Source organism: Erysipelothrix rhusiopathiae (assembly GCF_900637845.1).
Classification (GTDB): domain Bacteria; phylum Bacillota_I; class Bacilli_A; order Erysipelotrichales; family Erysipelotrichaceae; genus Erysipelothrix; species Erysipelothrix rhusiopathiae.
The window spans coordinates 594,523-618,883 of the sequence record NZ_LR134439.1; the positions used below are offsets into that span (position 1 = coordinate 594,523).

Annotated in this window: 20 protein-coding genes; 12 read left to right on the forward strand and 8 right to left on the reverse strand. The window is 36.4% G+C overall.

The genetic code is table 11. The annotated features are described in order from the left end of the window. The first annotated feature begins 44 nt into the window (after positions 1-44). Both EL194_RS02860 and EL194_RS02865 read left to right on the forward strand, forming a co-directional pair. Positions 45-1,067 (forward strand): LacI family DNA-binding transcriptional regulator, encoded by a 1,023-nt coding sequence (locus EL194_RS02860; protein WP_003775100.1) that lies wholly within the window; start codon positions 45-47, stop codon positions 1,065-1,067. Between the two features lie 90 nt (positions 1,068-1,157). Next, on the forward strand, positions 1,158-1,670 hold the full coding sequence (locus EL194_RS02865; protein WP_051009467.1) for an ECF transporter S component: 513 nt from the start codon (positions 1,158-1,160) through the stop codon (positions 1,668-1,670). Positions 1,671-1,688: 18 nt separating this feature from the next. Here EL194_RS02865 and EL194_RS02870 read toward each other — a convergent pair whose 3' ends face one another. Then, positions 1,689-2,450, reverse strand: a complete 762-nt coding sequence (locus tag EL194_RS02870; RefSeq protein WP_003775104.1) for a putative ABC transporter permease — start codon at positions 2,448-2,450, stop codon at positions 1,689-1,691. A 179-nt stretch (positions 2,451-2,629) separates the two neighbouring features. On the opposite strand from EL194_RS02870, the gene EL194_RS02875 reads away from it, so the two are divergent. Both EL194_RS02875 and EL194_RS02880 read left to right on the forward strand, forming a co-directional pair. Further along, on the forward strand, positions 2,630-3,436 hold the full coding sequence (locus EL194_RS02875) for an alpha/beta hydrolase (protein ID WP_003775106.1): 807 nt from the start codon (positions 2,630-2,632) through the stop codon (positions 3,434-3,436). A 3-nt stretch (positions 3,437-3,439) separates the two neighbouring features. Next, positions 3,440-5,158: a DUF885 domain-containing protein gene (locus EL194_RS02880; protein ID WP_003775108.1), complete on the forward strand. Its 1,719-nt coding sequence runs from the start codon at positions 3,440-3,442 to the stop codon at positions 5,156-5,158. Positions 5,159-5,212: 54 nt separating this feature from the next. On the opposite strand, the gene EL194_RS02885 is transcribed toward EL194_RS02880, so the two are convergent. Together EL194_RS02885 and EL194_RS02890 are read right to left on the reverse strand one after the other, a co-directional pair. Further along, a complete protein-coding gene (locus EL194_RS02885; RefSeq protein ID WP_003775111.1) occupies positions 5,213-5,620 on the reverse strand; it encodes a DUF2871 domain-containing protein in 408 nt (135 codons plus the stop codon). A gap of 12 nt (positions 5,621-5,632) precedes the next feature. Beyond that, the gene (locus EL194_RS02890; RefSeq protein ID WP_003775112.1) at positions 5,633-6,196 is read right to left on the reverse strand and encodes a TetR/AcrR family transcriptional regulator; all 564 of its coding nucleotides are present in this window, start codon (positions 6,194-6,196) and stop codon (positions 5,633-5,635) included. A 266-nt stretch (positions 6,197-6,462) separates the two neighbouring features. Here EL194_RS02890 and EL194_RS02895 point away from each other — a divergent pair, with 266 nt between their 5' ends. Both EL194_RS02895 and EL194_RS02900 read left to right on the forward strand, forming a co-directional pair. Then, on the forward strand, positions 6,463-9,522 hold the full coding sequence (locus EL194_RS02895) for a polysaccharide lyase 8 family protein (protein WP_034886742.1): 3,060 nt from the start codon (positions 6,463-6,465) through the stop codon (positions 9,520-9,522). Between the two features lie 49 nt (positions 9,523-9,571). Continuing rightward, positions 9,572-10,759 carry a helix-turn-helix domain-containing protein gene (locus tag EL194_RS02900; RefSeq protein WP_003775116.1) on the forward strand — a complete coding sequence of 396 codons (1,188 nt, stop codon included), beginning with the start codon at positions 9,572-9,574 and terminating at the stop codon, positions 10,757-10,759. 26 nt (positions 10,760-10,785) lie between these two features. On the opposite strand, the gene agaF is transcribed toward EL194_RS02900, so the two are convergent. Beyond that, entirely contained in the window at positions 10,786-11,220 is a 435-nt protein-coding gene (gene agaF, locus EL194_RS02905; protein WP_003775118.1) for a PTS galactosamine/N-acetylgalactosamine transporter subunit IIA, read from the reverse strand. 202 nt (positions 11,221-11,422) lie between these two features. Here agaF and EL194_RS02910 point away from each other — a divergent pair, with 202 nt between their 5' ends. Next, positions 11,423-11,752: a zinc ribbon domain-containing protein YjdM gene (locus EL194_RS02910; protein ID WP_003775120.1), complete on the forward strand. Its 330-nt coding sequence runs from the start codon at positions 11,423-11,425 to the stop codon at positions 11,750-11,752. A 41-nt stretch (positions 11,753-11,793) separates the two neighbouring features. On the opposite strand, the gene EL194_RS02915 is transcribed toward EL194_RS02910, so the two are convergent. After that, positions 11,794-12,516, reverse strand: a complete 723-nt coding sequence (locus EL194_RS02915; RefSeq protein ID WP_003775123.1) for a glucosamine-6-phosphate deaminase — start codon at positions 12,514-12,516, stop codon at positions 11,794-11,796. A gap of 155 nt (positions 12,517-12,671) precedes the next feature. Here EL194_RS02915 and nagA point away from each other — a divergent pair, with 155 nt between their 5' ends. The 3 genes from nagA (at position 12,672) to EL194_RS02930 (ending at position 15,211) form a co-directional block, all read left to right on the forward strand. Beyond that, entirely contained in the window at positions 12,672-13,826 is a 1,155-nt protein-coding gene (gene nagA, locus EL194_RS02920) for an N-acetylglucosamine-6-phosphate deacetylase (protein WP_003775124.1), read from the forward strand. Between the two features lie 60 nt (positions 13,827-13,886). After that, positions 13,887-14,723, forward strand: coding sequence for a M15 family metallopeptidase (locus tag EL194_RS02925; protein WP_003775126.1), 837 nt, complete (start codon positions 13,887-13,889; stop codon positions 14,721-14,723). A gap of 92 nt (positions 14,724-14,815) precedes the next feature. Next, the gene (locus EL194_RS02930; RefSeq protein WP_034886744.1) at positions 14,816-15,211 is read left to right on the forward strand and encodes a hypothetical protein; all 396 of its coding nucleotides are present in this window, start codon (positions 14,816-14,818) and stop codon (positions 15,209-15,211) included. 49 nt (positions 15,212-15,260) lie between these two features. Here the strand turns inward: EL194_RS02930 and pepF are convergent, their stop codons facing one another. The 3 genes from pepF to EL194_RS02945 all read right to left on the reverse strand — a co-directional run bounded on the left by pepF (position 15,261) and on the right by EL194_RS02945 (position 20,128). Continuing rightward, positions 15,261-17,063, reverse strand: coding sequence for an oligoendopeptidase F (gene pepF / locus EL194_RS02935; RefSeq protein WP_003775130.1), 1,803 nt, complete (start codon positions 17,061-17,063; stop codon positions 15,261-15,263). Between the two features lie 69 nt (positions 17,064-17,132). After that, a complete protein-coding gene (locus EL194_RS02940) occupies positions 17,133-17,750 on the reverse strand; it encodes an ankyrin repeat domain-containing protein (RefSeq protein WP_003775131.1) in 618 nt (205 codons plus the stop codon). A gap of 59 nt (positions 17,751-17,809) precedes the next feature. Next, positions 17,810-20,128, reverse strand: a complete 2,319-nt coding sequence (locus tag EL194_RS02945; protein ID WP_003775132.1) for an HAD-IC family P-type ATPase — start codon at positions 20,126-20,128, stop codon at positions 17,810-17,812. Between the two features lie 180 nt (positions 20,129-20,308). Here EL194_RS02945 and EL194_RS02950 point away from each other — a divergent pair, with 180 nt between their 5' ends. Together EL194_RS02950 and EL194_RS02955 are read left to right on the forward strand one after the other, a co-directional pair. Then, a complete protein-coding gene (locus EL194_RS02950; RefSeq protein ID WP_003775133.1) occupies positions 20,309-21,337 on the forward strand; it encodes an NAD(P)/FAD-dependent oxidoreductase in 1,029 nt (342 codons plus the stop codon). Between the two features lie 22 nt (positions 21,338-21,359). Beyond that, positions 21,360-24,212, forward strand: coding sequence for a DUF3427 domain-containing protein (locus EL194_RS02955; RefSeq protein WP_115354972.1), 2,853 nt, complete (start codon positions 21,360-21,362; stop codon positions 24,210-24,212). Positions 24,213-24,361: the final 149 nt, after the last annotated feature.

Below are 24,361 nucleotides of genomic sequence, written 5' to 3' on the forward strand. Positions count from 1 at the left end.
GTACGTTATGATGTAAAAAAATAAGTTGATGAAAGGAATTAAACATGACTCAGGAAAAGAAGTTAACGATTAAAGAAATCGCTTCGTTGGCGGGTACATCTAAAACCACCATCTCATTCTTCTTGAACGGAAAATTTGATAAAATGAGTGCGGAAACACGCGAACGCATTGAAAAAGTAATTGAGGAAACAAATTACAGTCCCAGTGTTGTCGCGCGCTCATTAAATGCAAAAAGCATGAAGCTTATCGGTGTAATCATCGGTGATATTACGAATGCATTTGCGAATCAGATTGTTAAAGGAATTGATGAAGCAGCGAAAGAGGGGAAATATCAACTTATCGTAGGGAATACAAACTACGATATTGAAAATGAAGAAAATTATGTTAACCGTATGCTTGCTATGGGTGTTGATGGGTTTATTGTCCAACCAACGACAAGTTTTCATAAGTTGATTAAGAAAATTCGTTCTCAAAATAAAGAAATTGTTTTTATTGATTCACAAACAAATGTTCAAAACAACCCTTGGGTTAAAACGAATAATTATGAAGCCGTTTTAGAAACAACCGAGGAAATGATGAAACTTGGCTATGAGGAGTTTATTCTTCTAACCGCAGATCCAAGCATCCTCTCAACACGTCAAGAACGCTCACAAGGCTTTATTGATGCGCTAGCACTTAATGGGAAACAATGTAATATGCAAATCGTATCGGATAATGTAACACCTGCTGAAATTACAGAAATTATCAGCAATAACATTATGTTAAACCGTAAAACATTGATCTTTGCAGCCAATTGCTGGCTTCTACCAATTGTTTATATGGGTTTAAAAGAATTACGAAATCTAATTCCTACAACCATCGGTTTACTTGGCTTTGATAATACAGAGTGGACCAATGTCGCATCGCCATCTGTTACCACAATTGTTCAACCAGCATATGATGAAGGCTATCAAGCCGGACGTATTCTTATTGATCGTATTGAAGGGGACTATATGGAAGCACCCAACCAAATTCTTAAATGTAATATTAACTGGCAAGAATCAACATGCCAAGGAGATCTTCTGTAGATCTCTTTTTTTAATTTGTATTAAATTGAATGAGTGGAATTAAAGGCATATGAAACAGGTGGTATAATAAAAAAAGAAGAGGAGGATGTTATGGATAAATCAAACACTTTAAAATGGATGGTTCTTACTGCAATGATGAGTGCCTTGATAACAGTTGTTACGATGATGATTAAAATTCCATCGGCAACAGGAGGTTATTTAAATCTTGGTGATTTTGTGATTATGATCTCAGTAGCTGTTTTACCCTTTCCTTACGCTTTGTTTGCTGCAGGGATTGGAAGTGCGGGAGCCGATCTAATGGCGGGGTATGCCGTGTATGCTCCATTTACCTTGTGTATTAAAGCGGGTGAAGTGGTCATCTTATATTTATTCAGAAATCATTTGGAGTCATCACGTCGTTGGATTCCGTTTGGTTTGGCGGGGCTTTGGATGATGGTGATGTACGGATTTGTTGCAGTATGGCTTGCGCAAAGTTGGGCAGCGATGCTGATTGCTCTTAAAGGTGATGTCTTCCAAGGACTTCTTGCAGCCGTATTAGCGACACTGTATTATCCAAGAATGGTAAAGCTTGTTTCAAGTTTAAATCCAAAAAAAACACCTTGATACGTCAAGGTGTTTTTTCTAATCTTTTTTAATTTTATTCCGTTTGGAACGTGCAGCTGATTTCACATCTTCAAAGAACTCGCTAAACTGCTCTGCTTTCATAGTCGGGAATGAGCGAATAAGACGACGTTCTGTAAACTTGTATTCCGCTTTAAGTTCCGCAATTCGTTCTTTAATTTCTTCAATGCGCAAGGTACTCTTTTCATTAAATGTATGAATCAGTTCTGCCATTTCAGTATGTAATACTTCCAAGGACTTAAGACGTTTCTTAAGATTCAATACAGATATAACAGATACAACGAAATCAACGGCTATAATTACACCTAAGACACTTGATGCTAAGAGTATTGTTGTGGGACTAAAGCGTGCAATAATATTAGTAACAATAGGGTGAATCCATTCAACTAATACAACACAGAGAACACCAAACATTGTACTGTTTAAAAGACAAACACGGCCTTTAATATTATATTTATAGTCGGAATAATCCCACCAACGCATCCCAAATGCTTTTTCCATAATATAACTTGTAATGTACTCTAAAACACTTGTTAAGAGAAACCCTAAAACAAATACTAGAATTGGACTATCTAAAAATGGTTTCAAGATGCTTAAAACAAACAATGCACCAAATCCATAGATTGGCACAATTGGTCCATTCAAAAAGCCCCGTTCCACAAACTTTCCTTCTGGTATCGAGCAGTATAGCGTTTCCATGATCCATCCAATTACACCATAAATTACCCAATATATAAAAAATGTTGGAATCATCTCATTCATACAATTACCTCAAATTTCTAAACGATATTGAAAGTATACCATATTTTCAATAAGGGTTCGTTGAATCGTGTCGTTTATCCACGAATATTTCGAAAATCGCTTAATTTGTTCTCTTTTTCCTATACTTTTGTCCTAAATTCCAATATGATAAAAGTAAGAAGTGGGATTTGAGGTGACTTATGCAATTATTTATTAAAGCCTTTGACGACACGGAATTAAAAGTTTCTTTGAGTGAGGTAAGAAATCCTAAAGGGATTGTGATTATCAGTCATGGCTTTTTAGAACAAATTGTTTATTATAACTCGGTAGCTTACGGACTTAACCAACGTGGTTATACGGTAATTCGTTATGATATGCGAAGTCATGGTGGAACAAGAGCACCTTTGGGTGATTTAAACGATTATCGTGATCTGATTTTAGATTTGGATACGCTTGTTTCTTATTCAAAAACACTTGATTCGGATTGTCCAATCTATACGATGGGATTTAGTTTAGGTGGGATGGTAACAGCGTTATATGGTCTGGATTATGGACATCGTATTGATGGGCAAATTTTACTTGCACCCGGTCTTTGTGTTCAAGATGAATGGGCTTCACTTGACCAATCCTCAATCTCAGTTTTAGCGTTATTTACTTCATTAATTGAAGATGATTTGTGGCAATTAAGCATGATTGAACAGGCTTTGTCTAAAGGACCGTTTAAGCGTGTTACGCAGTCGTTTGTCTTAGAGACCCTAATCCATGCACCAACAGTTTTTAAGTCCAGGATGAGCAGCTATGCGTGTCCTTGTCTTATTTTCCATGGAGATAGCGATTCAATTGTTCCCTTAGAATCGTCACTAATGTTTTACGAAAGCATGAGTAGCAGTGCAAAAGCATTGAAAGTCCTTGAAGGTGTAGGTCATAATATATTTCAAAGTCGAAAAAAGGAAATGGTGATGGATGCAACGAATACATGGCTCGAAAATTTGAATAGGGTGGGATAATATATGAAAAAAACACTAACAATACTAGTCATACTGATTAATTTGTTTGGTTGCCAATTTGTATCATCACCCAGTAATGATGGCACAAACAAAGATTTTGAGAGTGCATTAGATACAGCTTTAGTGTCAATGATTGGAACAACCGACCCATCAAGTAATTATCTCTTAGAACATCCTGAAGAATATGATGTGGATGTTGAACATTACGCATTTCGACTTGGAAGTGAAGAAGATTTTGAAATGTCGAAAGACTTAATTAAAGATATTCAAAAGAATATCCGTAAGTTTAAAGATCGAACGTTATCAGACCAACAAATTATTGATAAGCGTGTGCTTCTCTATGAATTGGAACGCATGGCCTCGGGTTATCAACCATTTCAATTTCAAGTGGATCCAGAGTTGGATGCCATTCCCCAATATCTCGAAGGGTTTACCTTTAGAACTGAAAGTGATATTCGTGGCTATTTCTCTTTAATTGACTCAATACCAACGTATTTTGATGAATCTATTGCATTTTATAATAAGACAGAAATGATGACTCAGTTTGAACATGAAAAGTTAACGGATTTCGTAGCAGTTATGAAAGAACAATCCCTCTCCGATGATTTTTTCTTAATTAAAGGATTTGATTCAAAAATATCATCCCTAGAATTTCTTAAAGAATCCGAAAAGACCGCAACCATCCAAGAGAATCGTGAAGCCATCCGAGATGTCTTTTATAATGCTTTTGTGAAGTTGGAGAACGATCTTAAAACGGTAAAGACTCGACCCAATCGAGGCCTTGCCCATCTTGAAAACGGAAAAACTTACTATGAGACCTTAATTCCATCATTAAGTGGACGAAATTTAACAATTCCAGAATTTCAAATGTGGATTAGTAACCGTCGTATTGAAGTTTATCAACGTTTGAAAGCCGTGGAAACCAGTAACAAGCTTCAAGAATACCAGGACTTTGAATCCAAGCAAAGCGCACCTGATTACAAAGATGCTTACGCTTTAATTGATGACCTTTATAAGAAAAGTCTAAGAGATTTCCCTGAGATTCCTGAAATACCCTATAAAGTTTATAATATCGATGCATCATTAGCGGCTATATCTAATCCGGCATTCTATTATGTTCCGCCAATTGACAGCAATCCAGATCACACGCAACGCATCTACATTAATAGTACTTTTGATCCTGCAAACTTTACAACCTTTGCTCATGAAGCAATTCCGGGACATATGTATCAAACACAATATATGCGTGGTATTAAAGGGATGCATCCAATTCGACTGTACATTCGAAATAATGCGATGACCGAAGGTTGGGCACAATATGTTGAACTACTATCCGTCCGATACCTAGGTGGTCCAAAAGGATATGAAGATTATATACGCGATCTTTATGAATCCATGTACTTAATTCTTCTAGAAGTGGATATCGGTATTCATTATAATGATTGGAGTCGTGAGGAGATGGGGGCCTTCTTTGATTCGGTATACGTAAACAATACTGAGGAAGAACGGGATGAAATCTATCGTCAAATCATTTTAGAACCAGGAAATATCTGGAGTTACTATTATGGAGCCATGTCAATTCAAAGCATGAAAGAACGTGCTCAAAAAGAACTCGGGGATGCATTTGATGAGAAAACATTTCATCAAATGATTCTTGATTTAGGCAGTGCAAGTTTTGATACAATGGATATACTGTTTGATGAATATTTACAAACTCAATAAAAAAACACCAATACAATATGGAACTGACCAAGTTCCGTCGTATTGGTGTTTTTTTTAAGCTTCATTGCGTAATAGGGTGAATAAATACATAATTCCAACAGTTAAGATAATGTGACTTAGACCTGCTAGACCTGAAATGGCAGCGGACATTCCTGAAGATAAAGAAATATTTAGGACCTCAGTAAGACCTCGTACCAAAAGCATCAGTGTTGTGGTAATCACACCTAAATTATAAGTAATATAGAAGCGATTCCACTTAGGGTTTTTATCAAGATCAAATTTCATAAAGAACAAAGCCACAATCAGGGATAAAATCATACCCAAGACCAATAAATGTGGATGAATCAGACTCAATCGTGTAAAACCGGTAAAGCCTTGAAATTTCGTAAATTCGCGATAAAACACACCACCAACAAGTCCTGCAATCAGATAAGCAAAGGACGTATTAATCATCTTTTTCATATAAACCTCTTTCTACTCATATAAGAGTCGTTTTAGAACTTCCGCAAGAAAATCAATGTTTGGACTACCTTTACGTAATGAGATAAATACATGAAGAAATACAAAATCCAACAACCCATCTTGGGTAAAGGAATCGGTAAATGCAGTGGATTTAATCGTTGAATCTTCTTGAAGAACATAGAGAAGACCGGTTCGAATATGATCAACATATTGCATTCCGACATGATGTCCCTTCATTTTTGCTTCTTGATTCATGATTTCCACATGACTCATAAACAAGGAATTGAACTCGTCGATATGATGACGCAAACGATCATATATCTGTTCTATAAAGTCTACAAATCGAATATTTGTATCAACTTTACAGATATCATCATAAAAAACTTGTTTCCAAAAATCTTCAATGACATCCAAGAGCAGATCATTTTTGGAGGAGAAGTAATTATATACAGAGCCAATGGAAACATCTGCTTTTTGCGCTAAATTACGCATGTTTAACTTATCCAAGCCATCTTTAAATACAATATCTTTCGCAACCTCAAGGAGCGATTCCTTACTTATTACTGCTTTTTTCATTCAATCACCTCATTACTGAACAATGTTCATTATACGCCTGTCGATAAATGGTGTCAACGAAATTGAATTCGAGAACAACCTGCGTTTTTCTAACACTATCTTATCATAAAGTTATTAACGATTAACATCTTCGTCAAAAAAACATCGATTTTCACAAAACCGGTTCACCTATTTTTTAAAAAGGTGTTGACACAATGTAACCGTTAACATATAATTCGTTTGTAAACCGGTTTAGGACTAATCTTTAAATTTGAATGGAGACGAAAATGAAGAAACATATTAGAAAAGTGTTCACATTTTTAATGACGCTTGCAGTGTCATTATCGATGGTAGGGGTTCGTAGCGTTACAGCGGATCATAACGATATTGACAAAATAAACAGCAATTATCGTGAATATTTATTAGGAAATGAAACAATCAACAACGATGCAGTGAATCAAAAGAAAATTACCGCAATCTATACCAACGGAAAAAAAGCAATGGAATCCATCGTTGGTCATGATGATGAATACATTACAGGTTTAGTATTACGTGGTGGTGGTAAAACCGATCACGACTTGTCCACAAACCTACAAAAATCATATCAACAACTTAATGCGATTGCCTTGGCTTACTCGATGCCAGGTAATGAAAACCCCCTTTATCAATCCCCTGAAGCGTTAAAGGCAGTTTTAGATGGTATTAAGTGGTTGGGTGATAACTACTTTAATAAAATGGATACAGGTTACTATGGAAACTGGTACAGTTGGGAAATTGGTGTACCTCAAAGCTTATCAAACATCATGTTCCTACTTGGTGATGAAATCGAAGCTGCACTTCCAGGATTTATCAAAGAATCCGTAATCGCGATGGATTCCTATATCCGTGGTGATGCGAAACCGGGTGACCCAACAATTGGTGATGTAAACCTTGATGCACGCCAACACACAGGTGCAAACCTTACAGATATTACATTTAACCGCATTCTTCAAGGTGCTGTGCTCAAGGATGAAGCACGCATTAGTAAAGCCGTAGAAAATTCAATGACCGTATTTAGTACGATTGACCCAAGTAACCTCCAACATGGTGTTACGGATGGTTTTTATGAAGATGGATCCTTTGTACAACACTCAACGGTTGCTTATACGGGATCATATGGAAAAGTATTACTCGGTCGTATTGCGCAACTTGTAACCGTATTAGATGGTACAAAATGGCAAAATGATACCTTATTGGATACAGTTCAAGAATGGATTTACCGTGGTTTTGCGCCTGTAATGTATGAAGGATACATGATGGAAATTGTGAAGGGACGTGCTGTATCTCGAACTGGATCCGGTTATGGAGATGCATCAAGTGTTATTGAAGCCTTTGTACAACTATCCCAAAGCCTTCCTCAAGCAGAACAACTGAAACTTCAAAGCTATATCAAATATTTAATTGAAAACATTCGCTCAACCATTAATCCCGCAACCTTTGTTTCAATTCAAAATATTGCAGCTTATGAAGCGATTGTTAAGAATTCAGAAATCAAAGCATTAAACCCATTAGAAACAAATGATCATTACGCATTTAACTTAATGGATAAAGCAATCCATACACGTGAAGGCTTTGCATTTGCGCTTTCAAGAAGTTCAAATCGTATCTCTAAATATGAATACATGAGTGGAGAAAACCTTCGTTCATGGTTCCAAGGTGATGGTGCATATTACCTTTACCAAAGTGGAAACGATCAAACAAGCATGCATGGTATTAACTTCTATGCAACCGTTGATCAACATAAACTTCCTGGAATCACAACAGTTAATGAAGTACGCCAAACAATTCCAGAACTTTACGGAAAAGATTTCTATGATCGTGCTGAAGGATTTGAAGCAGGATCCATTACACAAAATAAATACGTGTACTTCCCATTGGGTACTAACGACTACTCGGGTGATGTGAAGATGGGAATCTACGGTGCATCCGCAATGCAATTGGGTGATGATGAAGCTTACGCGGATGCGCAAGCAGGACTTCTTCCTGAAGATTTCAAAGTTTATAAAAACGCAGAAGCGAATAAATCATGGTTTATGTTTGATGATGAAATTGTTGCTTTAGGATCAAACATTCATGATGAAAAACAACGTGACTTAACAACAACCGTTGAAAACCGTATGTTTGAAACTACGGATACAATTAACCTTAAAGGTGAAAACCAAGAAGGGGTAAAAGATCTTGAAAACGGTGTTCAAAAAGGACTTAAATGGCTCGCAATGGGTACAGATGGTGTTAATAAAGACACAGGTTATGTATTCTTTGGAAACCAAGATGTGAATGTAAATACATCAAGCAATACACAAAAATACTCATATGTTCGTAATAAAACAGTGGGTGGTGCCGATAAAGAAGTGACACGTCAATTCGCAACGGTAACGTATGAACATGATGGTAAAGAAACAAGCCAATATGCTTATGCGATCATACCAAATGCAAGTGCTGATGAAACAGAAGCATATGCGAAAGCAAATCCTATTGAGATTGTTGCGCAAGAAGATGGCGTTCATGCTGTTCGTCAAAAAGATCTTGGTATGACAGGTTATGCATTCTTTGATGAAGCAGATCACACTGTGGAAGATTTAAGTACTAACAGTAAAATGATTGTGATGCGTAAGGGCTTAAACTTTGCAGTTCAAGATCCAACGCACAAACAAGCAACCGTTTCATTTACTTTAGATGGAACATTTGATGTGGTATCAGGTAATGGCGATGCTGTAATTGAAAACGGAAAAACACACATTACAGTGAATACCGAAAATAAAAACGGTGTATCTCAACACCTACAACTTGAAGCTGTAACGGTTATAACACCTGAAAAACCAGAAGTAAAACCAGAAACACCAAAAACATTAACTCTTGTGGATGATGCATCCAATGTGGTGATTACCTATACGGAAGGTGATCTCCCTGAAAATACAAGTTTAAGTGTTTCAATCAACAATAACCTCTCAGTTGACGGATTAAAAAATACAGTTGGCTATGACATCACACTCTTGAGTGATGGTCATGCGGTACAACCTAAAAATCCAGTCAATGTCTCAATTGAACCGAAAAAATCCTTAGATCGTGGTAGCCTCCAGGTTTACCATGAAACAAAAGATGGATTCGAATCACTCGCATGGGTAGAAGATGGAACGCGTATTACCTTTGATACTGCTTCATTCTCACTCTTTGCCTTGGGTGAAAAAGACGTTAAGGTATTGCCATCAACCGGTGTTACACCGCAAAATGTCCTACCATTTGTGGGTGTACTTGTTGTTGTCGGAGGATGCTTTGTCCTTTACGGAAAACGTAAAAATAAAAAATAATATATAGAAAAAGCACATGTGTGCTTTTTCGTCTTATAGGAGGTAAGCAATGTATCAAAAAACCACAGGACCGCAGTTTTTAAAATACGGTCATGCGACGGATAAAGTCAGTTTATATCCCATCATCTCAAAAATTTTAGCCAATAAAAAACCCAACGCGCTCACTGCTGTTTCCGAAGCAACCTATATCCGAGTTGTGGAAGGGATCGCCGTTATCTTGGTAGAAGATGCAGATGGGAATCGCGAACGGTTTGTTATTCATCGAACAGCAGTAATTCATCCTCATATTCGTTATGCACTGATGCCGATTACCCAAAGCGCTATGGTTGAAATATCCTATCAAACCGAGGGTCAGCCGACGATGATTGAAACCAATTTGGAATCCGAAATTGAATATGTATCCATTAAACCACAATTTAGTGTCAGTGAAATTTATTCCTATTATTATAATGTGAAGGGAAAAAATTATCACTTTGAAGGGGAAGCGCATAACTATTGGGAACTTACTTACGTGGACGCAGGGGTATTAACTACAGAAATTGAAGGGACCTCATTTACCTTGGAAAATCAAGAAATGATTCTGTACTTCCCCGGTCAATTTCATACTCAGTCGGTGCTTGGTGAAAATGCATGTTCCTACTTAACGATTATGTTTGATATGAACATGCTTCCACAATCCATTGAACACATTCAAAACCGTGTCATGAGTTGTGGGAATGAACTGTATACCTTAATGAATCATTTTATCCGACAATCAACGATTTTAGAGCAGGAACAAAGTCCTTTTGCGAAAGATTTGATGGTATCTTATCTCCAGGAAATTATGATTCTTCTGTTTCAATATGATGAACCGTCAAGCAGTCATAATACATCCAATCCCATTCAAGTTAATTTTGAGAATGAAATGATGGATGAAATTTACACGTATATCCAAGCAAATATTCATCGTCCTTTATCGGTAGAAGATATTTGTAATCAATTTGCGATATCCCGATCTGCTTTACAATTATTGTTTAATAAATACTTTGATATGCCCCCCAAACAATATATTAATGAACAGAAACTCGAACGGGCTAAGCACCTCATTCTTGAAGGAAAGTATCCTATTACAGATGTAGCTTTAAAACTTGGTTTTAGCTCGATTCATTATTTTTCAAGAAAGTTTAAACAACACTTTGGTTTTGCGCCAAGTGAGTACGCACAAAAAATTTATACACAAGAAAAAGGTCCTCGCTAATGCGGGGACCTTTTTGAAATATTAAATTAAATTCCGTCTGAGAAATCGTCAGAAGCTTCTTCAGCTTCAGGCATTTCAAAGAGTTCAACTTGTGAAGCACCTGTTTCAGCAAGTGATTTCGCAAAGTCATAAATTGCAGGTTCGCTTAGACGCATTAAACTTGCTTCAAGAAGCATTGGTAGGTTAGTTCCTGCAAGAACGTGTACATCAGTATGGTTCATTGCGATCATAACGGATTCTTTAAAGGGTGTTCCACCTTTTAAATCTGTAAAGACAAGAACACCTTCGCCTGTATTTACTTCAGCAATCGCTTCTTTAAGATCGCTTGATAATTTTTCAGGACCTGATTCTTCTAAAAATAAAACACTTTTATATTGAGGTTGTGCACCTGCAATAAGTTCAACGGATGAAGACAAACCTTCAGCAAATCTTCCGTGACCTGTAACGATAATTCCGATCATAGTATTAATCTCCTTTTAAAATATACTATTCTTGAAAAAGAATTTTATGTGAGGCCAATCCCATAAAATGGAGCAACTTCTCAAGTTAACAATACAAATAGCATTATAAATTATTAACCGTCTAACTTCAAGTCTAATTTGCAACTCTTAAGGTTCCACGGTATACTCATGAATAGATAAGAAGAGATAAAGGAGCGATACAATGACATTACCTAATTGTCCTCAGTGTACTTCAAAGTACACGTATGAAGATCGAGATTTATTCGTATGTCCAGAATGTGGACATGAATGGAATGCCTTGAGCACTCAAGAAGCAATGCTTGTGGTTAAGGATGCACATGGAACGGTGCTTACAGATGGTGATGATATCGTCATCACAAAAGACCTTAAAGTAAAAGGGGCATCCAGTGCTTTAAAACAAGGTACAAAGGTTAAAAATATTAAACTTGTGGAAGGGGATCATAATATTGATTGTCGCATCGAAGGTTTTGGTGCCATGAGTTTAAAATCAGAATTTGTAAAGAAAGCTTAGTCTTTCTTTTTTTATGAGATAAAAAAAGACCGTTTCCGGTCTTATTGATGTTTAGAAAGGTCTAATAAAGCTGCTGCAGCTTTATCAATAATTACGATGACATCATCGTGATTTTGAAGTGCACTTGCAGGACAGTCTTCTGTAGGTGTCCCTTCCATCATATTGTAAACAGCATCTTTTTTCGCATCACCGTATGCAAATAATACGATTTTGCGAGCTGACATGATGGATTTAATACCCATTGAGTAAGCATAACGTGGTACATCATCACGAGTTTCAAAGAAACGTGCGTTTGCTTCAATTGTGGATTCTGTAAGTGAAACTTTTTGTGTTAATCCTTCAAATGATGCTCCCGGTTCATTAAAACCAATATGACCATTGATTCCAAGTCCTAAAATTTGAACATCAATTGGATTTGAAGCAATAATATCATCGTAACGTTTACATTCTTTCTCTGCATCTTCTTCCAAACCATTTGGTAAATAGTTTACTTTGAATGGTTTTTTACTGAAGAAATGCTTGTTCATGAAGTAGTGGTAACTTTGATCATGATCTGCGCCAATACCAATATATTCATCCAAGTTAATTGAGATAACATTTGAGAAATCTAAATCACTTGCAGTAATTTTATCGTAGAATGAAATCGGTGTGCTCCCTGTAGCCAAACCGAATACATTTAATTTTCCTTCGTTTAAATCTTTACTAATGAGTTCGAAACCTAACGCTGCTCCTGCATCGCTATTTTCTACAACATATAATTTCATATTGAATAACCTCTCTTCTTTCTCCCATATATTATAAGGGTTCGAATCAATAAAGCAAACCAAAACAACAACAAAACTATTGTTTATTATAATTGTGTTACGGATTAAGAGTGCTATAATTATAAGGTAAACAAAGGTTACAAGGAGGAATTACGATGTTAATTATAAACGGACGTATTTATTTAGAAGACCGCGTAATCGAAAACGGTTATGTGCTTACAGAAAATGAAACCATTAAGGCGCTTGGTTTAATGGAAAATGTTCCCGCTTATTCAGGTGAAATTGTGGATGCGAAGGGAATGAATGTTTTACCAGGATTCATTGATCAACACATTCATGGTGCCAATGGTGCTGATAATATGGATGGTACTGAAGAAGCAGTCGCAACCATTGCGCGTTTCTTACCGAAAGAAGGTACCACATCTTATTGTGCAACGACCATGACACAATCCGTTGAAGCTGTAGATAAAGCTTTAGGTGAGATTGTGAAGTATGCGAAAAACAATAATAAACCTGGGGAAGCAGAAATCGTAGGGATTCATTTAGAAGGACCCTTTATTTCCGCTAAACATATTGGAGCACAAAATCCAAAATATGTTTTAAAACCAACACTTGAAGCATTTGATCATTTCTGGGATGTCTCAGAAGGAATGATTAAGGTCATTACTTATGCACCAGAAGAAGCAGAAATTGGATTTACCGATCACTTACGTTCGTTAAATGTTGTGCCTTCCGCAGGTCATACGGATGCATCGTGCCAACAAATTGAAGATGAAATTGAGAATGGACTCTCAAACTTAACACACTTCCATAATGCGATGAAACCACATCATCACCGTGAACCGGGGGCCGTTACAGCTGGTTTTATGAATCCAACACTTAAAGCAGAAATGATCTGTGATGGTATTCATTTAAATCCGGATGTTGTGAAAGCGACATACCAAATTAAAGGTGCAGAGAACTTTATCGCGATTACAGACTCAATGCGCGCGAAAGGACTTCCTGATGGTAATTATGACCTTGGTGGTCAAGAAGTTATTAAAAAAGGGAAAGAATGCCGTATTGCGACAGGATCGCTTGCAGGTTCAGTAGCTGAAATGGATTTTGTAGTCCGTAACATCAAACACTTTACGGGTGCTCCAATGCATGATCTTGTGAAGATGTCATCAGAAAATGCTGCGAAACACTTAGAAATCTTTGGACGCAAAGGAAGCATTGCGATCAATAAAGATGCAGATATCGTTATTTGTGATGATGATATTAATGTCCAAACAACAATCTGCCGTGGTGTTATCGGATATCAAAAATAATCCCCAAAAGGATTCTTCGGAATCCTTTTTTTTGTGGTATGAATGCGATAGAATAGGAATATGAAGAAAAAATATCAAATAATCGTAGGAATCACACTTCTACTCATCACAGGATGCAAACCAACAAGTCCTGAAATAACACAACCTATTATTCAAAATAACCTAACTGTTGAAGGTTTAGATCTCATTGATGATTATATGCGTGTTCTGAAGTTTTATGAACAACGTGATGTCCTTTCAACCCATCGTCTTGCTTATCTAGAATTAAAGGATGATTTAGGGAGCATTCAAACCATGGAGGCATTAAATCAGTTTGAAGAACGCATCAATGCTTTCGCTAAAGAACTGGATGATATCTATCAAATGGAAGACGGTACACGTGTCTATCGGAAGGGAATTCTGGTGGTTGACCGTGGTCATTGTTTACCACCCAGTTATGAACCGGGTCCGCGTTATGAGGCTGAAAATCAATTTTTATACATGCAAGCCGCAGCACTGAAAGACGGTATTGTATTAAGAAAAATAAGTAGTTATCATTCGCATGAATTCCAAAACCAGTTGTATGAAGGCAACAAAGAACGGTATGGAATCGAACTTGCCCATCGTTATGGAGGGCAAGATGGTTGTTCTGAACATCGTAGTGGATATGGATTTGATATCGGTGGTGATGATATTGAAACTTGGAATGAACTGGAGTTTGTTGAGACAAAAGCGTATCAATGGCTTCAAGACAACGCATATCAATTTGGTTTTATCCAACGATATCCTGAAGGCAAAGAAGAAGAGACCGGATATGCATTTCAACCATGGCATTATCGTTATGTTGGGGCACTTTCGGAAAAAATCATAAGCGCAGATAAAAGTCTCGATGCATACCTGAATCAATTGCCATTTTAAAATTGTACCCATGAATTCCTTTGATTCTTCATAATTAATGTGAATTTAAGGAAACAAACATGATATATTTTATTAAAGGAGGTTTATTCTTTATGGAACCTTGTAATGAAAAATTAGCAAATCTAATTCCTGAAGGTGATCATGTATTTGGGGCAGTATTAAAACAAATCCAAAGTTTACGTACGGAAGCTCAAACCCATGAGAACAAACACTGGAATGATGAATTTGAAGCATATTGTGATAACATTACTGAATTTATTAAAAAGCAAAAAGCCTTATCAGGAACGACCATTCATGAGTGTCTGGATATTATTAAAGAGATTCGTAAAAGTGGTCAAACAGCTCAACGTGTCGAAGCAGGTCAAATTTCGGAAAAAGCATTACTCGCTGATTATGACATGGATCTTGCCTATCGCAATGATGAAGGCTATGACAAGCTTTGTAATGCATTGTTGGTGATTATCGAAGATTACCAACAAACAACATAACAAAAAAATGCCGGGACATCGACTTGATGTTTCGGCATTTTTTTGTGGTTTATTTCATTAGTTCAGTAAGGTCAATAATTTCATCAATCATCGAGCCAATGTGTTCAATGGTGTGACGTAATGGTGCATCTGTTGAAAGATCAACATCAACCATTTGCGCAAGTTCAAGCGGTGTTTTGGTTCCTCCGGCTTTCAATACGTCTTTCCAACGTTCAATGTCCAAAGTTCCGTTTAAGACTTTTTGACTTACTTCAGTTGCGATGGTTAATCCAGCACTGTAAGTGTAAGGGTATAGTCCCATATAGTAATGTGGTTGACGCATCCATGTGAGCTCAACATTTGGATTAATTGTGACCACATCACCCCAAAATGCTTCAAGTACTGAGCGCTTCATAGCGTTAAGGCCTGATGTTGATAAAGGCTTACCAGCATCTACGGCACGGTATACTTCACGTTGATAAGCCGCTTCAAGAAGATGGGTTACAAAGTTATGATAATAGGTACGGCTAATCATTGTAGATAGAACCCAACGTTTGAAGCGTGGATCTTCAGATTGAGTTGTTAGGTGATTTGCCATGATAAGTTCATTCATGGTTGAAGGTGCTTCGATGAAGTAAAGGGAAGGACGTGTATCATAAATATTTTGATTTTGTCCGGCAAGGTAGAAGTGTCCTGCATGACCCAACTCGTGTGCTAAGACAAAGACTTCACGCATACGTTCAGTCCAACTAATAAGGACATAAGGGTGTGCGCCATAAGGACTTGAGCAGAATGCACCCGTTGATTTTCCAATGTTTTGTGGGAAATCAATCCAGCGTTCATCAAAAGCACGGTTAACCATCGCAAGATAGTCGTCACCAAGAATGCTTAATCCTTCAAGTAATTTTTCACGTGATGCTTCAATTGAAATATCCGGTTCAAATCCAGGATCTAAGGGCATAAGTAAGTCGAAAAATGACATGGACTCCAAACCATGAACGGATTGGAGTAATTGAGCGTATTTACGCATGTGTGGTGCCAGATGTTCTGTGATTAAGTCAATTTGACGATCATACATATCGCGTGAGACTTCTTGATCGAAAAGAAGATAATCAATCACAGAGTCAAAGCCTTTAAGGGTTGCAAGTGCTTTTTCTTTGAGAACTTGCGTTTGGTAGACTTCCGCAAAAGTATGTTGGTATTCCGCAAGTTTTCCATAAAACTCTTCAAATGCTTTATGACGTACATCATGATCGATCTCATATTCCCATTCGCCTTCAAAAAGTACGAAACTGTTGGGATATGTCTTTCCGTTGACTTCAAAATCATCAAAACTCATATCTTGAAGTTTACCGCGATTATAAATACTGTAAGGGGCATCCAATGCGGCATTTAATGCGGTAACAGCAGCTTCAACCTCAGGTGATAAAGCATGTGGTTTTTCACGAAGAATCTGTTTTAAAAATCCTTTACTAAATTCATCGAGCTGTGCTGCATCTTCTAATGTTTTATAATCATTGCCAGATATTTCAGATGTAAAGAATGTCAGTTTATTAGAAATTTCAGTTGTGCGAATTGCATAAAGACCATAACGTTGAATGGTTTCTTCATTTGATTGATCTGCGGAAGCACTAAGGCTGTTATAAGTGCCAAGGTGAACCATTTTCTCATACATTGGTGCGTAGACACCTAATGCCTCAACAATCATCTCAGGCGTGCTTAATTGCCCTTTATAAGTAGAAACAAACGTATCGACTTCTTTTTCAAGCTCATCAAATGTTTGATTGTAGTCCTCTTCCGTTTTGAAAAGACCACTTAAATCCCATGTATGTTCAGGATTAACGTCACTACGGTGTACTAATTTCTTTGCCATAAAAAACCTCCTAATTTTGACTATTATATCAAAATTAAGCGGAGATAATAAAAAAGATGAGTAAAATCCTCATCCTTTTGGTATATAATTCATCACTTTATGATTTCGGTACAGTTCAAAAATAGACTTACGCGTGTTTGTAGCTTCACGAATATCAGAACCCTTATCAATGAGTAATCCAAACACACGACGAATATCTTCTTCAAATTCATAATCAACAATTCCCAAATCAATATTAATGACATCTAAAACAGCTCGCATAAGAGGCGTATTTCCAAATGAATCTTGACCATGGACATCCGCACCCTCATCAAGCAAGAGTTTAAGACAAGCAAGATGCTTGTCGAAAAGAACCCCATCATTTTTAGGGCCGTCTCGTTGAGGTCGGGGATAACGTGAATGATTCAAGGCTTCACTAATGGCAACGTGTAAAATAGGTTGCTGCCAATGTTCGAGTTCACCTTGAACCATAAAGTTAACATTATCCTTTGTTTCAATAATTAACTGAGCAATTTCAAGACGACTGTTTTGAATTGCTTCTTGTAGGGGGGATTGCAAACGATCACCTGAAGGGTGAGATACGACGTGTGGGTCGTTGATAAGGATTGTCTGAACTGAATCAATGTCATTATGATGAATTGCTTCGATCAATTCATTCAAAATATCAATCCTTTCTGTCTTAATCATAGCACACTTCTAGGTTTAAACCAAAAAACACCCTCCATTTTGGAAGGTGTTTGTGTTTTCTAGATGTTTTTTGTATTTGTGTAATCAATATACATAAGGGCTAATTTATGGATGATGATTACAATAGGGATGGCAACAATCAGAAGGATTGCAGTGAATTGCGCATGTTCTGGACTGAGTGGTTGAAGTTCTAAGAGAGGCCAGAAGAGTTTCGTTGCAAGTCCAAATCCAATAACATTGATGATAAGGACCGTTGTTCGATACAGATTGAGGGGTTTGTAGATGCGGTAGATCATACCGATTGATACATAACCGTTAATAAAGTACATCATCGTTTGAACAACCTCTGTTGTTAATCCAAAGTGGGTTCCCCAAATATTTAGGAAGAGCCACAACAGAATAATGGTCATGGCATTTGGGAATGCATGACGTAAAACATGGTTAAGGATTCGTTCTTTAGGCCGTTCATAACTTGGTTGGAACAACAACATGAATGAAGGGAATCCATCAATAAACATATTTGTTAATGTAATCTGGAAGGGAATAAACGGGAAGGGAACATTCATAACCACTGCAGTAATGGCAATAAATATGGTTAGAATTGTTCGTAGATAATACATGGATGCGGAACGGGTGATGTTATTGATCACCATACGCCCCTCTTTCACAACATCTACAAGTGTCGAGAGTTGTCCGTCCATTACAACGATTTGTGAGATATGCAAGGCTGCATCGCTACCTTCTCCCATAGCAATAGAACAATCAGAGTTTTTTAAAGCAAGAACATCATTGATACCATCACCAGTCATGGCAACTTTTTCACCATGTTCTTGAAGGATACGTACAAAATCAAGTTTTTGATTTGGCGTTGCCCGACCAATAACGTTGCAATTAAGAATGGCTTCCGTTAAGTCTTCTTCCGTTTTTAGAGATTGTGCATCTACAACATTTTGATAGTTTTCAATACCTGCTTTGCGAGCAATCGCGGCAACGGTTTCTACGTTATCTCCTGAGATAACTTTTGCAGTAACATCATTTTCTCGGAAAAATTGTATAGCATCGTATGCGTCATCACGAATTGGATCTTCTAAGGCAATGTAAGCGAGCGGTAAAATTCCTTTGAGAGAACTATCTTTATGAACGGGTGATAGGGACTCACAGATTAATAGAATTCGTGCACCATCCCGTCGTAAAGATTCAACTTTTTCAGGAATTCGTGTTCCTGGGAGTAAAATATCAGGGGCACCAACAAGCACTGCGTGATTGTTAGAAAAATTCATCCCCGCCCACTTTCTCGCGGAGGAGAACGGTATTTGTTCGACAGCTTTAAGTTGTGTTGGAATGACTTCAAAATAGTCTTTAATTGCAGTCGATGTAGCATTGTTATCACTTGAGTTTTCGATATACGAACTCATATATTCATAGAGAATCTCATCAAGTGTTTCCACGTGAATTACCTTCATTACACCATGTGTTAATGTCCCTGTCTTATCCAAGCACAGTACACTGGATTGCGACAAGGTTTCAATTGCGTATAAATCTTGTACAAGTGTTTTCTTAGAACCAAGTTTTAAGACGGCTCCAATAAGGACTAAGGTAGTGAGCAGTACCAGACCTTGTGGAAGCATACCAAGTAGTGCAGTTGCAGTATTAACAATTACTGAATCAAAAGCTTGACCTCGTAGTACAAGACCTTGGTAAAGTAAAATGGCACCGATTGGAATAATAAAGAAACTTGTAATTTTAGTAACCGTTTTAAACGTTTTAAGCAGTTCAGAAGAAATAACGCGGTTAGTTTTCACAGCAGAAGTTACTTTAATGGCGTAGTTGTCTTTTCCAACATGAATAATCTCTGCATAACACGCACCACTGACAATAAAACTTCCGGATAAAATTTCCGCATCAACCGTTTTATCGACAGGATCAACTTCACCAGTAAGAAGGGACTCATTAACTTCCACAGCACCATCCACAATCCGTGCATCGGCACTGATTTGATTTCCTGCCTCATAATAAACCAAATCACCAAGAACAATGTCTTCGTTATCCAGTTCAAGTCGTTGACCGTCACGAATCACTGTCGTTTTTGGAGAGATAATAATATTGAGTTTGCTGATTAAATTTCGAGAACGTATTTCCTGGAAAATAAACATGAATGTATTTGAAATGATGACACCCATAAAGAATAAACTTGTCCATGCTTTTACATAAACAAGTGCGGATGCGATAATAATGTTATATAAGTTAAAAAGCGTAAATACATTACTGAAAATGATTTGCGCATTTGATTTAATTTCGGGTTTAGGTAGACGATTGACCTTGCCTTCCTGAGTTAATTGTTTTACTTGTTGTGTCGTTAGACCTTTTTTATTTTGCATAGCGATACTCCGTAATCTATTTATAACTATAAATTTAATCGAAAGAAAAATCAACACTATACTAGTGTTATAGTACAAAGTATACATCATTATTTTGAACTTATGACGAAAGTTACAATTTTGTTACATATCTGGTATATTTTGATACACTAGTATAAGAGAAGTAAAAGGGGATCAAAGATGAAAAAAATCGCAATTATTGGCGGCGGTATTGTTGGTTCGACAGCTGCCTATTATTTAAGTAAACACGGCAACCAAGTTACCCTATATGATGATACAACGGGACAAGCAACCAAAGCAGCGGTGGGTATTATCTGTCCTTGGGTTAGTCAGCGTCACAATCAAGAATGGTACCAACTCGCACGTGAAGGAGCAGCATTCTATCAAACGTTGAACCAAGACCTCAAAGACACATCCTATTATCGTCAAAGTGGCGCACTTATAACACATGATAAATTATTAGATAAGCTCTATAAAATCGCATTACAACGTCGCATCGACGCACCTGAGATGGGGGAAGTGGAAATTTTAGAAGGCGAAGCACTTCAAGAAAAGTTACCGCCCTTTATTCAATGTGATCGAGCACTTTATGTTTCAGGTGGAGCACAGGTCGATGGCTTAAAACTAATCGAGACATTACAGAAAGAAGCTGAAAATCTTACCGTAATCAATAAGCGCGTGTACTGGTCACGTCAAGAAAATCAGCTTATGGTTGATGGGCAAGCCTATGATGCAGTCATCCTTGCTTGTGGGGCTTGGTTACAAGAACAATTTCCAAATAAGGAACTCAGTGTGAAACCGCAAAAAGGACAACTTATAGAATTCAAGAATATTCTCGAGCCCAATCATAACTATCCCGTATTTATGCCACAGGGAGAAATTGACTTTCTTTATGGAAATCAAGGACAATTGGTCATTGGTGCAACCCATGAAAATGAAAAAGGATTTAATTTAGATATCGATCCGAATTCAAGTGAATACCTCAAAAGTGAGGCTAAGAAACACTTCCCAGATATAGATAAACTTGAAATTGATCACGTACGTGTAGGAACACGTGCTGTGAGCTCGGACTTTAGTCCTTTCTATGGGGAAGTAGAAGGCGAACCGGGTGTATATCAAGCAAGTGGGTTGGGTTCCTCGGGATTGACTACTGGGGTTATAATAGGTTCTAAACTTGCGCAAAGTATTATTAAAAGTGATAAACTATAAATAAATCTGGGGGAAAATAAATATGGAACTAACAGCATTACTCAAGGGTAGTTTAGAAACATCATATTTAGATAACACACTTTTATCAAATGAAAAACTACTAACAGACTTACTTATAAATGATTATAGACGTGGAGAGAAAGTATTAACGACAATACAGAAAGAACTTCTTACATGTAAAGAATACAAAATGACTGTTGCTTTCATCACTGAAGGTGGTTTAAGCATCCTGGCGAATCAGATGTTACATTGTATCGAGAATGATATAAAGGGGAAAATAATTACGTCATCTTATTTATATTTTAATAACCCACGTGTTTTTAGGAAATTAATGTCATATCCTAATCTCGAAATACGTGTACATGAAAATAAACCGCTGCACTCTAAGGGATATATTTTTCACCATCAAGGATATTCTAACCTTATCGTGGGTAGTTCAAATCTCACTCAAGGTGCATTAACAACAAACAACGAGTGGAATATTAAGTTAAGTTCTTTAGAAGATGGAAAAATATATAAGGATTCCATTGATGAGTTTGATTATTTATGGAAAAACTCGACAGTTCTGACTAATTCATGGATCGACGAGTATGAAGAAAAATATAATATACATCAACAAATTAAAGAACAAATTGAAGATTTGAATCAATTTGAAGAAAAAATTAAACCGAATAAAATGCAAAGCGAAGCTTTAGAAAACTTAAAAAATTTTAGAAAGCAAGGTGCTACAAAAGCACTTGTAATTTCAGCAACAGGCACGGGAAAAACATATTTAGCTGCCTTTGATGTAAAAGCGATAAAACCAAAAAAAATGTTATTTATTATTCATAGAGAACAAGTTGCGAAGGATGCAATGAATACATTTCAATCGATAATTAGCGATCGATCAATGGGATTATTTAGTGGTAATTATAAGGATGACCAGTTTGATTTCTTATTTACAACCATTCAAACAATTTCTAGACCACAAAACCTTCAAAAATTTAAACAAAATGAGTTTGATTATATTGTTATAGATGAAGCGCATCGATCAGTTGCTAATTCCTATTTAAATGTAATGGAGTATTTTAAACCAAAGTTCTTTTTAGGAATGACTGCTACACCAGAGCGAAGTGACTCTCTAAATGTTTTTGAGCTCTTTGACTATAACATTGCCTATGAAATACGATTGCAAAAAGCTCTAGAAGAGAATATGTTAGTACCTTTTCATTATTTTGGAATAACAGATTTGCAAATTGATGGAGAAATTATTAATGATCATAGTCAGTTTGGTCAATTGGTTTCAGAAGATCGTATCGAACATATATTGAAATATACAAAATACTATGGTCATTGTGGTAATAAACTTAAAGGGCTTATGTTTTGTAGTACAAATCAAGAGGCATCAGAGTTGTCTAAAAAACTAAATATACGAGGGATCAGAACTATTTCACTTTCCGGGGAAAATTCACAAGAGGAGCGTGAAAATGCAATTGTACGTCTCACCTCTGATGATGGCGATCTTAATTATATTTTAACGGTAGATATTTTTAATGAAGGAATTGATATCCCAGAAATTAATCAAGTGGTGATGCTTCGTTCGACAGAGTCATCTATTGTTTTTATACAGCAGCTTGGACGCGGATTAAGATTATCAAAAAATAAGGATTATGTTGTGGTAATTGATTTTATAGGAAACTATTCAAATAACTACATGATTCCAATTGCACTGTCCGGAAACCGAAGCTATTCCAAGGATGAGATTAAAAAATACTTAATTGAGGGGAAAAGCACGATTCCCGGAAGTTCAACTGTAGAATTCGATAAGACAGCGTTAACACAAATTTATAAAGTAATTGATAATACAAACTTTTCAGCTACAAAGCACTTACGTTTAGAATATAATAACTTAAAATACAGACTGGGAAGAATTCCTGCATTACAAGAATTTATAACTGAAAAATCAATTGATCCTCAATTATTTATTAAATCATCTTCTTATGGAAACTATTTCACATTCCTTAAGAAAATTGATACAACTTACGAAGGGACTCTTTCTGACTATGAAATTGGAATCCTAACGATGTTATCGAAGGAAGTTTCTTCAGGAAAAAGAGATACTGAATTAAGAGTTCTCGAGATAATATTAAATCAAGGAAAAATTAATGATCAGATGGTTCGAGATTTGTGCAGAAACGAGGCTGAGTATGATTCTACGATAAACATGTTACAGTTGGGTTTCGTAAAATCAGATCTCTTTGTTAAGTACGGTTCTAAGCCGATAATCATTGCACAAAATAATGATTGGATTTTGAATGATGAATTAAGTCATTCCCAAAATATGGGTACACTTTCATTTCATTTACGAGGAATCATCGATTTAGGTTTAGTTAATTATAATGAAAAATATATAGATAGAAAAGTTGAATCAGGTATGGTTTTATATGAACGATATACTCGTAAAGATATGTGCTGGCTATTTAACTGGAAAAAGGACTCATCTGCTGCTGTTTATGGTTATATGGTTAAGAACAATACAATTCCAATTTTTGTAACTTATCATAAGGATGATAAAATTGAGGATTCGATTCGGTATGATGATAAATTTATTGATCAAAATACATTCAGTTGGATGAGCAGAAATAATGTTAAAATTACTGGTCCAGAAATTGAAGCTATAAAAAATTCAAAAGAGAAAAATACATTGATCTCATTGTTTGTCAAAAAAGAAGATGCAGAACTTGGACAATTTTTCTATTTAGGAGAAATGGAACCGATACAGATTAAAGAAAGTACAATAATTGCTAAAAACAAAGAATTACCGATCGTTAATGTGGTTTTTAAAATGAAACATACTATTAGACATGATATATACTCGTACATAACAGGTTTTTAGTAATATAAATTTAACATAAAAATTATTATTGTAATGAATTCATAAGTTTAATAGTAAGTAGCGTAAATTACATGCTTTATTGCTATAAAATATATAGTAATATAGTATGTAAACAGTGGAGGGACAAAAATGAGAAGTAATTACGATAT

Excerpts from the sequence above, each read along its gene's own strand:
- EL194_RS02900 (WP_003775116.1), top strand. The coding sequence starts at position 9,572 with ATGTATCAAAAAACCACAGGACCGCAGTTTTTAAAATACGGTCATGCG.
- agaF (WP_003775118.1), bottom strand. The coding sequence starts at position 11,220 with ATGATCGGAATTATCGTTACAGGTCACGGAAGATTTGCTGAAGGTTTG.
- EL194_RS02885 (WP_003775111.1), bottom strand. The coding sequence starts at position 5,620 with ATGAAAAAGATGATTAATACGTCCTTTGCTTATCTGATTGCAGGACTT.
- EL194_RS02865 (WP_051009467.1), top strand. The coding sequence starts at position 1,158 with ATGGATAAATCAAACACTTTAAAATGGATGGTTCTTACTGCAATGATG.
- EL194_RS02950 (WP_003775133.1), top strand. The coding sequence starts at position 20,309 with ATGAAAAAAATCGCAATTATTGGCGGCGGTATTGTTGGTTCGACAGCT.
- EL194_RS02870 (WP_003775104.1), bottom strand. The coding sequence starts at position 2,450 with ATGAATGAGATGATTCCAACATTTTTTATATATTGGGTAATTTATGGT.
- EL194_RS02930 (WP_034886744.1), top strand. The coding sequence starts at position 14,816 with ATGGAACCTTGTAATGAAAAATTAGCAAATCTAATTCCTGAAGGTGAT.
- EL194_RS02895 (WP_034886742.1), top strand. The coding sequence starts at position 6,463 with ATGAAGAAACATATTAGAAAAGTGTTCACATTTTTAATGACGCTTGCA.
- EL194_RS02875 (WP_003775106.1), top strand. The coding sequence starts at position 2,630 with ATGCAATTATTTATTAAAGCCTTTGACGACACGGAATTAAAAGTTTCT.
- EL194_RS02940 (WP_003775131.1), bottom strand. The coding sequence starts at position 17,750 with ATGATTAAGACAGAAAGGATTGATATTTTGAATGAATTGATCGAAGCA.
- nagA (WP_003775124.1), top strand. The coding sequence starts at position 12,672 with ATGTTAATTATAAACGGACGTATTTATTTAGAAGACCGCGTAATCGAA.
- EL194_RS02880 (WP_003775108.1), top strand. The coding sequence starts at position 3,440 with ATGAAAAAAACACTAACAATACTAGTCATACTGATTAATTTGTTTGGT.
- EL194_RS02925 (WP_003775126.1), top strand. The coding sequence starts at position 13,887 with ATGAAGAAAAAATATCAAATAATCGTAGGAATCACACTTCTACTCATC.
- EL194_RS02910 (WP_003775120.1), top strand. The coding sequence starts at position 11,423 with ATGACATTACCTAATTGTCCTCAGTGTACTTCAAAGTACACGTATGAA.
- EL194_RS02860 (WP_003775100.1), top strand. The coding sequence starts at position 45 with ATGACTCAGGAAAAGAAGTTAACGATTAAAGAAATCGCTTCGTTGGCG.
- EL194_RS02890 (WP_003775112.1), bottom strand. The coding sequence starts at position 6,196 with ATGAAAAAAGCAGTAATAAGTAAGGAATCGCTCCTTGAGGTTGCGAAA.
- pepF (WP_003775130.1), bottom strand. The coding sequence starts at position 17,063 with ATGGCAAAGAAATTAGTACACCGTAGTGACGTTAATCCTGAACATACA.
- EL194_RS02945 (WP_003775132.1), bottom strand. The coding sequence starts at position 20,128 with ATGCAAAATAAAAAAGGTCTAACGACACAACAAGTAAAACAATTAACT.
- EL194_RS02955 (WP_115354972.1), top strand. The coding sequence starts at position 21,360 with ATGGAACTAACAGCATTACTCAAGGGTAGTTTAGAAACATCATATTTA.
- EL194_RS02915 (WP_003775123.1), bottom strand. The coding sequence starts at position 12,516 with ATGAAATTATATGTTGTAGAAAATAGCGATGCAGGAGCAGCGTTAGGT.